Source organism: Winogradskyella epiphytica (genome assembly GCF_003217215.1).
Classification (GTDB): Bacteria; Bacteroidota; Bacteroidia; order Flavobacteriales; family Flavobacteriaceae; genus Winogradskyella; species Winogradskyella epiphytica.
The window spans coordinates 33855-46370 of record NZ_QJTD01000002.1 but is presented as its reverse complement, the minus strand read 5'-3'; the positions used below and the strand labels follow the sequence as shown (position 1 = coordinate 46370).

At 33.0% G+C, this 12516-nt stretch carries 10 protein-coding genes; all 10 read right to left on the bottom strand.

Annotation, left to right across the window (positions count from 1 at the left end):
* Nucleotides 1–90 precede the first annotated feature (90 nt).
* Nucleotides 91–798, bottom strand: a complete 708-nt coding sequence (locus DFQ11_RS05520; protein ID WP_110474876.1) for a response regulator transcription factor — start codon at nucleotides 796–798, stop codon at nucleotides 91–93.
* Nucleotides 799–807: 9 nt separating this feature from the next.
* The gene (locus tag DFQ11_RS05515; protein ID WP_110475512.1) at nucleotides 808–2340 is read right to left on the bottom strand and encodes a sensor histidine kinase; all 1533 of its coding nucleotides are present in this window, start codon (nucleotides 2338–2340) and stop codon (nucleotides 808–810) included.
* A 108-nt stretch (nucleotides 2341–2448) separates the two neighbouring features.
* The gene (gene coaE / locus DFQ11_RS05510) at nucleotides 2449–3039 is read right to left on the bottom strand and encodes a dephospho-CoA kinase (protein ID WP_110474875.1); all 591 of its coding nucleotides are present in this window, start codon (nucleotides 3037–3039) and stop codon (nucleotides 2449–2451) included.
* Between the two features lies 1 nt (nucleotide 3040).
* Entirely contained in the window at nucleotides 3041–4003 is a 963-nt protein-coding gene (locus tag DFQ11_RS05505) for a YbbR-like domain-containing protein (protein ID WP_110474874.1), read from the bottom strand.
* A gap of 9 nt (nucleotides 4004–4012) precedes the next feature.
* Nucleotides 4013–5014 carry a glycosyltransferase gene (locus DFQ11_RS05500; protein WP_110474873.1) on the bottom strand — a complete coding sequence of 334 codons (1002 nt, stop codon included), beginning with the start codon at nucleotides 5012–5014 and terminating at the stop codon, nucleotides 4013–4015.
* A gap of 157 nt (nucleotides 5015–5171) precedes the next feature.
* Complete coding sequence (locus DFQ11_RS05495) at nucleotides 5172–7310, bottom strand: T9SS type A sorting domain-containing protein (protein ID WP_110474872.1); 2139 nt, start codon at nucleotides 7308–7310, stop codon at nucleotides 5172–5174.
* Nucleotides 7311–7546: 236 nt separating this feature from the next.
* On the bottom strand, nucleotides 7547–8365 hold the full coding sequence (locus tag DFQ11_RS05490) for an enoyl-ACP reductase FabI (RefSeq protein ID WP_110474871.1): 819 nt from the start codon (nucleotides 8363–8365) through the stop codon (nucleotides 7547–7549).
* A 112-nt stretch (nucleotides 8366–8477) separates the two neighbouring features.
* Entirely contained in the window at nucleotides 8478–10130 is a 1653-nt protein-coding gene (recN, locus tag DFQ11_RS05485; protein ID WP_110475511.1) for a DNA repair protein RecN, read from the bottom strand.
* A 281-nt stretch (nucleotides 10131–10411) separates the two neighbouring features.
* On the bottom strand, nucleotides 10412–11299 hold the full coding sequence (gene porD, locus DFQ11_RS05480; protein WP_110474870.1) for a type IX secretion system protein PorD: 888 nt from the start codon (nucleotides 11297–11299) through the stop codon (nucleotides 10412–10414).
* Nucleotides 11292–12503 (bottom strand): bifunctional phosphopantothenoylcysteine decarboxylase/phosphopantothenate--cysteine ligase CoaBC, encoded by a 1212-nt coding sequence (gene coaBC / locus DFQ11_RS05475; RefSeq protein ID WP_110474869.1) that lies wholly within the window; start codon nucleotides 12501–12503, stop codon nucleotides 11292–11294. The genes porD and coaBC overlap by 8 nt, the downstream gene beginning before the upstream one ends.
* Nucleotides 12504–12516: the final 13 nt, after the last annotated feature.

The window sequence follows — 12516 nt, the reverse complement described above, 5'->3', positions numbered from 1 at the left end:
TTAATACCAAATAGCTTGCTCTACTTTACCTTCTTAAATAAAAAAATCCAGTGCTAAGCACTGGATTTTTAAACTATATAGAACAACTTCTTATTTGTTATTTATCACTAATCTAAAGCCTTCGCCATGAATGTTTAAAATTTCAACATTTGGATCTGGTTTTAAATATTTACGCAGTTTAGCAATATACACATCCATACTACGAGAAGTAAAATAATTATCATCTCTCCAGATTTTAGTCAATGCTAATTCTCTTGGCATTAAATCATTTTCGTGTAAGGCTAATAAACGTAATAATTCATTTTCCTTCGGAGATAGTTTTGTAGGCTCTCCGCCATCGAATTTTAAGAAACGTAACTTCGAGTTGAGATCAAAACGCCCGATTTTAAATTCAAACTGTTTACTGTCTGCTACGGTGTCCGTTGCTTTACGTTGCATTATTGCTTTAATTTTCATCAATAACACTTCACTATCAAACGGTTTATTTAAATAATCGTCTGCCCCTACTTTATAGCCTTTCAAAACGTCTTCTTTCATTGCTTTCGCCGTTAAGAAAATAATAGGCACATCCGTATTCTTCTCTCTAATTTCCTTTGCTAGCGTGAACCCATCTTTATATGGCATCATGACATCTAATATACAAAGGTCATAATCGTCTTTTTTGAACTTTTCAAAGCCTTCCATTCCATTTTTGGCATGTACGACGTCGTAATCATTCATCATTAAATAATCCTTTAAAACAGTTCCAAAATTTGGATCATCCTCAACCAAAAGAATCTTTTTGTTTTGTTCTTCCATAATTCGTTTTTATGATATTAACGGCATCTTTATAATAAAAGTACTGCCTTTCCCTTTTTCACTTTCTACTGATATATGACCTTGATGGTCTTCTACAATTCGTTTTACATAAGCTAATCCAAGCCCATGTCCTTTTACATTATGTACATTTCCTGTATGTTCTCTATAAAACTTTTCAAACACACGCTTGGCAACTGCCTTAGGCATTCCGTTCCCTTGATCTACTATCTTCACGATAATATTATTTCCAGCATTTTCTGTATACACGTCAATTTTTGGTGCATCATCCGAATACTTTATAGCGTTATCCAAAATATTAACAAGCACATTGGTAAAATGTGTCTCGTTTGCTAAAACCGATGACTTGTCAGCTTTTAAGTGCGTTTTTACATAACCCTTTCTATCTTCAACGATCAACTCTACATGAGTGATAGCATCTTCAATTAATTCGTGTAATTCTAATCGTTCTTTACTAATATTTAGTTCGTTTTTATCCAATTTAGAAATTCGTAAAACGTTTTCTACCTGCGCATGCATTCGTTTATTCTCCTCCTTAATCATTCCTAAATAACGCTTCACCTTTTCTTGATCATTAATTATTTTAGGATTTCTGATAGAGTCCAATGCTAAATTTATAGTAGCAATTGGTGTTTTAAACTCATGAGTCATATTGTTAATAAAATCCGTCTTTATTTGTGAAATCTGACGTTGTCTTATCAACTGATAAATTGCTCCGGCATAAGCAAGTAATATAATAGCTGTAAACAGGATTGAAAGAACAATCATCCAAATAATAGAGGAATATAAATACTTTTTTCGCTCCGGAAAATCGACATATAATTTATAACTACTTTCTTTATTCGCATCTAAGAACACATAAACACCATAGGCATCTTCTGTTTTTTCAAAATTTTGAGTTTGTATTTTCGTTGCTAAATCATCGTCGTATATGGCAAATTCGAAATCTAAATCAATCCCTTCGTCCTTTAATTCTCGTTTCAATAAGGTCTCCACATGTTTTGTAGTGATTCTTCTATAAACTGGAATATCCTTTAATATGGTCTTTAAAGCATCTTCCCACATTTGCATTTCCAGCGCACCTAAAGACGAATATTCTCTTAACCTAGTTTCCGGATTTATTCTTTTAACACCATCAATATTAGTATTATTATAAACCTCTGTTACACGTTCGCTATATAACTTACTGATATTAAAGCTGTCTGCATCAATTTCAAAGAACAATGACGGCACTTTAAAGCGCTCTTCTAAAACTGTATTACGATGAACTATGGTCTTATTACTAATATCATCTTCGGTCGCAATAAACAATTGTTTAATTATTTCTGAATTCGCCTTATTATCATCATTAAGATAAGGTCGGAGTTTCATAAAATAATCTCTGTACTCGTAATCTTCTATGGCACGAGACACAAAACTTAATGATCGTTTGACACTCCGCGTAAAATTTTTACGTTCATTTTCTAAACTATTGTTTATAAAAAACGACTGTACAAAAATGATACCTATGAGTGATAAACTCATTAAGACTATCAATAACACGAATAGCTTTTTGCCCATCATCCAAATTTAACATTTTAACATTTAGTACAAATTAGGTTTAACCTAACGTTAACAAAAGAAAGCACAGTATTATGCATTTATTCTCAGAAGAATCTCTTTATGAATTTTATGTGCTTGTTTTTTGGCCTCTTCCAAATTATTATTCTTAATCACGTAATCTGATTTTTTAATTTTTTCCTCATCGGATAACTGATTTTTCATAATCGATTTCACCTTTTCTTTAGATGATTGATCCCTATTAATAACACGTTGTATTCTTAAATCTTCATCGGCGACCACCGTTATTATAAAGTCATACTGATTTTCTAATTTGTTCTCAAATATAATAGCGGCTTCTTTTATCACATATGGGGCCTCTTGTTTTTTAAGCCATGATTTAAAGTGCGACGCAACCTTTGGATGAACCACAGCATTCATTTTTGCTAATAATGATTGATCTGCGAAAATCTTGGACGCCAAGTAAGGCCTATTTAACTCATCATTAATATAGGCTAAATCGCCAAATATATCAATGAGTTTACGTTGAATCACTTTGGAACGGTTCATCAAGGCTTTAGCCTCCTTATCAGCGATATAAATTGGAACACCAAATGATTCAAAACATTTTAAAAGTGTTGTTTTACCACTTCCTATTCCTCCTGTAAGTCCAACTACTACCATATTATAATTCTATAAAATCAATTCGTTTCTGTCTAATATTAACATGCTTTACAAACTCTGGTTTCATAACTACTTTAGGAATTAAGAAAGTTTGTAAATCTTCTAGTTCTGAATAATCACATTCAACTTTAAAGTCTAATTCCTTGACATCGTTATAATTCTCTAAATTAACATAATAAGATAAGCTAACCGTTTTAGGAAAGTAATTTATTGTGATGTCTTTTGGTTGATTTATTATGGTTAATGGAACTTCTATAGTACCTTCAGTAAATCTAGTTACCTCACCAGACACGGTGATATATTTTGGAAATATTTCGATATTCTCATAGTTTGAAATATCCAATTTTAGCGATTCTCTTATATTACTATTTACATTTTTTAATTCTAAAGTCTCGGTAATTATAGAATCGATTTGTTCTACTTCATATTCAGATCCGACTATTTTAACGCTATCTCTATTTATTTTAAAATTATCTTTTAAATCATAACCAACGGCATAGTTTATATGGTGACTAAGTGCAATAGGCACTTTTTTTGAGGCTCTTTTAGAATAGCCAATAAAAAGGCTGTCTGGTTTCAACGATATTAAATCATAAGAACTACCTAATTGATCTTCTATAAGAAATTTATTCTTTTGTACATCTAAAAGGAAATAATCTGCTTTTTGTGTGGCTTCACTTTCCGCATTAATAACGACGTCTTTGGATGGTTTAAATAATAAAGGAACTAAGGTGAAGCCTTTGGCCTGTACATAAGCCTTGATATAATTTGATGAATCCGTATTAAATAAAATTTCATCTTCAACATTCTCTAAAATTATCTTTAGTTGAATGGTTTGCTTATAGTCGTTCGAAAGTTTTGAAAAAATCAAAAACACAAAGGCCACTAAAAAGAACAGACAAAACTTTTTAAAGTTTCTCTGTTTTAAATAGTCTATCATGTTAGATTTTTTTTCGGTGTTCATTTTTTTAGTTTAGAAAAATAAGTGTGGAAAAGCCTCTTTAGGATTTTTACCAAATACGACAAGTGAAAACGTTGATTTTAAAAAGCCATAACCATATCCAAAAAACTGAATAACAATAGCAACTAAAGCTTGTATAGCGACACTTAAACTTTTGTTTGAAATCAATGCCAATACAAATGCAATGGCAAAGTACAGCCCATAAAAGTATAATGGTAAATACAGTTGAAATAGTGACATTATAATTGCAACTATCAATCCTAGGCTAAATACAGAAGGAAACCAGTATACAATACTTTTAGATTCAGGATGCCATTGATTAAGAATAGGTCTCACCATACCAAACTTATTCACTTGTTTATAAAATTTAGACCATGAAATCCGACGTTTATGAAAGACTACAGCTGTTTGAATAAGCGTCGTTTTAAAACCTAATTTATGTAATCTTAACGATAAATCAGGGTCTTCCCCTGGATGAATTTTGCCAAACCCTCCTGAAGCTAAAAATGCTTTTTTAGATAAACCCATATTAAAACTCCGTGGTTGAAAGTCTTCGAGCTTTTGCTTCCCTCCTCTTATTCCTCCAGTAGTTATAAAAGAGGTCATCGCAAAGTTTATTGCTTTTTGAAGATTTGAAAAGGTGCTATGAGCGGCATCTGGCCCACCAAAACAGTCGTAATAAGTAGTGTCTAAAAACTGTTTTACCGCAGTAAGGTAATTAGGCGGTAATATCACGTCAGAGTCTAAAATTATAAAATAATCTCCTTTAGCATTACGCATGCCATAGTTTCTTGAATCTCCTGGACCTGAATTAGATTTGAAATAATAAGAAATATCTAATTGGTCTTGAAACCTTTCAACTACTTCTTTCGAGGTTTGCGTTGAGCCATCTTCAACGATCACAATTTCATATGGAGAATGCCCGTCAAATTTTGAAAAACTTTCTAAAAGTTCTTTAATTTCGTCGGGTCTATTGTAAACGGGTATTATAAAAGAAAATACAGTTGCCTTCATAGTCTACAAAGGTAATTAAACCTAATACAATATATTAGAGATCTCATGGCTTTTGATGTGCTCAATCATAAATTAATAATCAATTTTTAATCCTGAGCTAAGAAAACAAAAAAGCCGCTATACATAGCGGCTTTTTCTAATATTAAAATTGAATAAGCTATTGCTTAATCACTCTAACTGTTTCAGTTATATTTCCGATAGTTACTTTAACAAAGTAAGTACCAGTTTGTAAATCAGACAAGTCTAAGTTGCTATCAACAGTATTAGGCGTAGCTCTTAATACTTCTTGCCCTAGCATATTGTACATTGCTACGTGCTCTATTGGATTTTGAGCATTTAAGGTCAACGTATTTTTAACTGGGTTAGGATAGTATGTAAAAGCAGCACCGTTATCGAATTCATCAATACTCATCGAAGGCGACGGAGACCATAAGGCTATTGTGAAATCAGGAGTGGACGTTGTACCAGTAAAGTAATAATACACTCTTACATAATAAGTTTCTCCTACAACCAAATCAGTTTGAGATATTGATGGATTACTACTAGGTCCTCCAAAATCATCACAGGCCATTGATACTAAACTACCGCACTCGCCACTAAAAAGTTCTACAACACCATCAAAATCGTCTGTAACATCAATATTAACATCTGTTGAAGTTGCAACAAAACTGAACCACACATCATCATTTGCAGTACCAACACAATCCGACACTACATCCGACTCAGTTGCATCTGCAATAGATCCTGCTATCTGAGAAGCCAATGCCAAATCATCAATATCGTTTTCAACATTCAACACTACAGCACCTTCACACTCATCATTTGCAGGAGGACAAGCTGTTTGAGTAATGGCTGAACTTGTAACCGTACATGAATCATCATCATTATCTGCATCTATAGTAATTACTACTTCTACACCATTGTCATATGGTCCAAACTGTAAAACACCAGCTTCTGTTAAAGACTGCGATGCATTACCTTGATCATCCGAAACTGTTAGAGCTGTAGCACTACCTATATCTGTTACATCAACATCAATATAAAATCCTCCGCTAACATCACAATCACTAACAACATTGTAAGTTGCAATGGCTGAAGAACATGAGTTTTCAGTAATGTTTAAAGTGTACGGCGTACTTTGAGGTGAAGGATAGGTTGAAATAACAATATAGTATGTTGTTCCTCCGGTTAGACTAACTTCCGGTAAACTTGGGTTTGCCCCACTACCTGAAGTATCATAGCCCACACAAGTTACAAAAGGACACTCTTCAAAAACAAACAAACCTACCCAATTACTCGTGTCAGCCGTTGAAATATTTACAGACATATCCACAGCTGGTGTAAAGCTATAAACAACATCATCTCCATTAAGATAACTTGAGCTCCCACAAGGATCATCAGTACTTGAATAATCATCACCATAGTTTTCTGTATTGTCCGTTGTAGTAAAAGGAAGTGTACCGACTACAATAGCGTTTTCGCATATCTCCCCTGGTAATGTACAACCTGTATTAAATTCATTTAAAGAAAAATTACAAGCAGCAACAGAGTGTTCAACTGTTAATGTTACCGATGTATCATATGCATAAGGTCCAACTGTTACCGTTCCTTCCTCAACTACAAATGAGCCTCCTAAACCATCTGTAATAAATGTTCCATCTCCAACTGAAGCAACAACTACATCAATAGAAAACTGACTGTTTTCACAATCATCTACTACTGTAGAACTAGTTATTTCAGCTTCTGCACAACCTAAATCTTGTTGAGCTACAAAATTGTCTACATAAAAGTAGTAATCACCAGTAATCCAAGTATTATATACTTGTAGTTTAATATCAGAACCAATTGGCAAACTTTCTCCAGGAACTGTTACAGATATATTAGCGCAATCTGCTGAAACAACATGATTTGTATCATCGATAGTAAAAGCAGTTATCCAATTGGCACCGTCATCCGTAGAATAGCGTATTTCGGAAGAACCCCAACCTTCAGCTTGTGGAACAGTTGGGTTCGAAAAATTATATTCAACTATTTTGTAATCGAAACTAATTATCAAATCTGTACCGTTGGAGATTCCTTCAAAATTGGGAGTGGTTAAATGCCCCATTGAAGTACCTGCACTCCATAAGTTTTTTCTTTCTGAATTACCACTACATGCTCCAGCTGAACTATTAGTGTAATTATCAGTCCATCCATCAGGTGTGCCAGAGTCAAAATTTTCATTAATGTTAACTTGAGAATTACTTTGCCAACAAAAGGCAAGCATCGCAAAAAGTAAAAAAGTAATTTTTTTCATAAAATTTGGTATTTTGTTAGTAATCCATTAAAAATATGTTAATTTTTTAACAAAGAGAAGAGTTATATTGCTAAATCGATTAAGTGTTCAAAAGTTCGATAAGAAGATGAAAAAGGTCGATATAAAATTTTGTAAAAAATATACTACTTATAAATATGCTTTTATCAGGCTTTTTTCATAAAAAAAACCGCTACACATATGTGTAACGGTCTTTATAAGTTTTTGTAACTATTATATTATTGATTTTTTACAAAAGTATCCATAACCTTATCACTAACGCCCATATTACTAAACCCTCCATCGTTATATAAATTCTGAAGTGTCACTCTTTTGGTCAGATCACTAAATAAGCTAACCGTATAATTAGCACAATCTAGAGCAGTTGCGTTTCCTAAAGGAGACATTTCTTCAGCGTAAGCGATAAATCCATCAAATCCTTTAACGCCACTACCAGCGGTTGTAGGTGTTGGAGATTGTGAAATTGTATTCACTCGAACTTTTTTATCTCTTCCAAAGAAATAACCAAAACTACGAGCAATACTCTCTAAATAAGCTTTGTTATCTGCCATATCATTATAATCTGGGAATACACGTTGTGCAGCCATATAAGTTAGAGCTACAATACTACCCCATTCGTTCATGGCATCTGCCTTATATAAGGTTTGCATTACTTTGTGAAAAGACATAGCAGAAACATCGGTTCCCTTTTGTGTCCACGCATAATTTTGATCCGTATAGTGCTTTCCTTTTCTTACATTAATAGACATTCCAATAGAATGTAATACAAAGTCTATTTTTCCTCCTAAAATTTCCATAGACTGTTCTACTAAATTTTGAAGATCTTCTTCGGATGTGGCATCTGCTGGAATAATTTGTGAACCTGTTTTTTCTGCTAATTCTTTAATTTGCCCCATTCTCATGGCAACCGGAGCATTGGTTAACACAAAAGTTCCACCTTCTTCATGAACACGTTCTGCCGTTTTCCAAGCAATAGAATTTTCGTCTAAAGCTCCAAATATAATTCCTCTTTTTCCTTTTAGTAAATTGTATGACATGTCTATTTTGTTAAGTTATTTCTTAGTGAGTTAATTCTTCTACTCAATTTATTTTTCTATTTGCTTCAAAGTTAATAAATCTTTGAGCTTTATACTTAAATCTTTAAATCTTTTAATTCAATAACTGCTTTGCATGAGCCAAGGCCGAATCTGTAATAGAAATCCCTCCTAGCATTTGCGCAATTTCTACAATGCGCTCTTCTTCTTTTAGTTTTTTTAATTGTGTATGCGTCACCTCCTCTACATCTGTTTTAAACACCTTAAAGTGTGAATCTCCCTTTGCTGCAATTTGTGGTAAATGCGTAATGGTAAAGACTTGCATTTTACGACTCATCTGCTTCATGATTTCTCCCATTTTATTTGAAATTTCTCCAGAAACACCCGTGTCTATTTCATCAAACATAATCGATGGCAACTGAATATATTCCGCTAGTATAGATTTAATGGCTAACATGATACGTGATAGCTCTCCTCCAGAAGCAGATTTTTTAAGTTCATTGAAGCTTGAACCTTTATTGGCCATAAACAAGAATTGTAAATTATCTTTTCCATTTTTAACAAAGTGTTCAATGGGTTCTAAATCTACTTTAAACCTTGCATTAGGCATACCCAATTCTGAAAGAATATTCTCTAATTTTGAAACAAAAATAGGAATTACCTTCTTTCTGTTTTTATGAATTTTCTGAGCAGTTTGATTCAGTTTGTCTTTAGCCTTTATAATCTCTTCCTCCTTCTTAATAATTGATGCATCTAAACTTTCTGTATTATCAATTTTCGACTGTAAATTATTTCTAATTTCAATTAATTCTGGCATACTAGAAACAGCATGTTTTTGGAATAAATTATTCACTATCTGAAGCTGACTCCCAATTCTTTCTAACTCTTGTGGATCAGAAGATAATTTATCTTCTAAATTGTCAAGTTCAATTAAGATATCGTCTAGTTCAATTCCAACGCTAACAATACGTTCTTTTAATGTGTCATAAGACTGACCAAAATTGGCTATTTTATTAAGTTCTTGCTTTGCTGTTTTTAATTGATCTATCGTTCCTAAATCCTCTGCACTAAGAATTGCTCTAGTACTACTTAGCTTTTCACTAATGATTTCTACATTGTTGAGTTCCTCATACTGCTCCTCTAACTCCTCTATATTTATCTTTTCTAAATTTATTTCATTTAACTCCTGCGATAAAAATAAATTATAATCATACTCTTTTATTAGCTCAGCTTTTGAAAGTTTCAGTTGTTCTAATTCTTTATGAAGTGATTTGTAGCTTACAAATTCTTTAGTAAACTTGTCTAAATTCGACTTATTATCCGCTAATGCATCTATAACCTTGAATTGATAATCGTCTTGTGTTAACTGCTGCGTTTGGTGTTGAGAATGAATATCTATTAGATAGCTACTTAAAGCCACCAAACTCTCTAAAGTCACCGGCGTATCATTAATAAAGGCTCTCGATTTTCCCGACGGAAGAATTTCACGTCGTATAATTGTTTGTAAATCAAAATCCAGATCTAAAGAATTGAATAAGGATTTTAAATCGTAATTCGCAATATCGAAAACGGCTTCAATAATACATTTTTCTTCTGCATTTTTCACCTGACTTAAATCTGCTCGTTTCCCTAAAACTAAAGATAAGCCACCTAACAAGATAGATTTACCTGCACCGGTTTCACCTGTAATAATAGTTAGTCCATTATTAAACCCTACGTGTAACTCGTCAATGAGAGCATAATTTTTTATATAAAGCGATGTTAACAAGTCTCTGTAATTTTTAAGATTATACTTAATAAACAATTAAACAAATTAAGGTAATTGATTCTGGCATAAATCCTAATGATGGAACAACTATTTTAAAAAGTTGATGAGCCAAAAACAAACCTTAATATTGAATCTACGCATTGCTCATTATAATAGTAATGTGCATTACAAAATTAAGTTTTTACTACTAAGAAACGGTAAATTTTTGGGAAATAAGTTATAAGTTTTAATACATTAAAACGAACTAATATAAAAGCTTGAAAAAGACTTAAGAAAGAAAATTAAAACTTAATATCTCTCCATTTTTGCGAATGCATTGGAGCAATTTTATTTAAGATATCTACAGCTTTTGTGATGTTAACACTAGGGCCACCTGAGAGAATATCCATTAACTCATTGGCTTTAGCATCGAAAAACACACGCATTAAAAAAGAATTAGGTCTTATACTATGTACTTTTTGTAAATCGTCTAAGGCCTCAATTATTTTTGATTTTCCATCCTTAGCACTTTCATTCATAATATCCATACCATTCATATGATACTTGTACATAGCCGATCTTAAATCTTTATACGCTGGAGACATAAGATTGTCTATCAAAGCAAAGCGAGACTGTAAACCATCTTCTAATTTCCAACCCTGTCCATTTAATTGCTGTGAATAACTCGCTATGGTTTGAGCCTGATTGAAATAACGGTCTCCTCCATTCAATTCAAACGTATCCGCGTCCATTCCTAAAATCATATAGACATGAAAAGATAGTACTGAAATTAAATTTGATTCGAATTGGGTAGGATTGAAAACTAAATTTTGAAATTCGATATATTGGAAGTTAAAATCCTTATCGTTATAATTATAAACTGGAGAACTATATGTTGAATTAAAAACAGGTCTTGACGAGGAAATTTGCAATGATGCCGAAAACATATCATTGTTTTGCTCTCGTACGTTTATAATCATACTACAATTAATACGTTCCTGAGGACTAAAGGTTTTATTTGTCCACTTTGTATTATTGATAAACTCCGTTAATTGCTTTTCTAAAGTTTTGTAAACAACATCATTTTCATTGCCTGTTTGTTGTGCAATAACATTTACAGTACAATACAACTCTTGTGCGCTTATAACACTAGAAACTATAAAAGCTAATAAAAGGAATAGATTACGCATGGATTTGTTTTAATATCAGTTGCATTAAATCTTGAGCAACCTCTGCCTTCGATTTTAATTCATTTTCAATAATAGCGTTAGACGCAGTGATAAATGTAACTTTATTTGTTGATACTCCAAAACCGGCACCTTTATCTTGTAATGAATTTAAAACAATAAGATCTAAGTTCTTGGATTTTAGCTTTCCTTTAGCATTCTCTAATTCATTATTGGTTTCTAAGGCAAAACCTACTAAGAACTGATGTTTCTTAATCTCTCCAAGAGACTTTAGAATATCTTTTGTTTTTTCTAACTCTAAAGTAAACGCTGTATCCTTCTTTTTTATTTTCTGTTGTGCTACATTTTTTGGTCTGTAATCTGCAACAGCTGCCGAAAGAATAGCTATGTCAGAGGTTTCGAAATGCTTATGCACTTCGCTATACATATCCTCTGCACTAACCACAGGCTTTACAGAAACAAGACTATGCGAAATTTTCTCATGTGTTGGTCCAGACACTAAGATTACTTCAGCACCTAAGTTGGCGGCAGCATTGGCAATTTGAAATCCCATTTTACCACTTGAATGATTTCCAATAAATCGAACAGGGTCTAATGCTTCGTGTGTTGGACCTGCAGTAATTAAAATACGTTTACCCTTAAGAGGTAACTGATCCAAAATATCTTTCTCAATGTAGCTCAATATATCTTCAGGTTCAGCCATACGTCCTTCACCTACGAGTCCACTTGCAAGCTCACCAGTTCCCGCAGGAATCATTTTATTTCCGAAAGATGTCAGTTTATCAAATGACGCTTTAGTAGATTCATGTTTATACATATCTAAATCCATTGCTGGCGCAAAGTAAACAGGACACTTTGCGGAAAGATAGGTAGCCATTAAGATATTATCACAAACACCATTGGCCATTTTTGCCATCGTATTTGCTGTAGCTGGTGCTATAACGAACAAGTCTGCCCAAAGACCTAAATCAACATGATTATTCCAAACCTGATTATCATCGTCTTCATTTACAAACGATGAATAAACTGGATTTTTAGAAAGTGTGGAAAGCGTAAGTGGAGTTATAAAATCCTTAGAAGCAGGTGTCATAACGACTTTAACGTTAGCACCTGCTTTTATGAATAATCGGACCAGGTTGGCCGATTTATAGGCGGCAATACCAGCGGTAATGCCTAATAAAATATTTTTATCCTTTAGAATTGACATCTAAGGCTTAGGA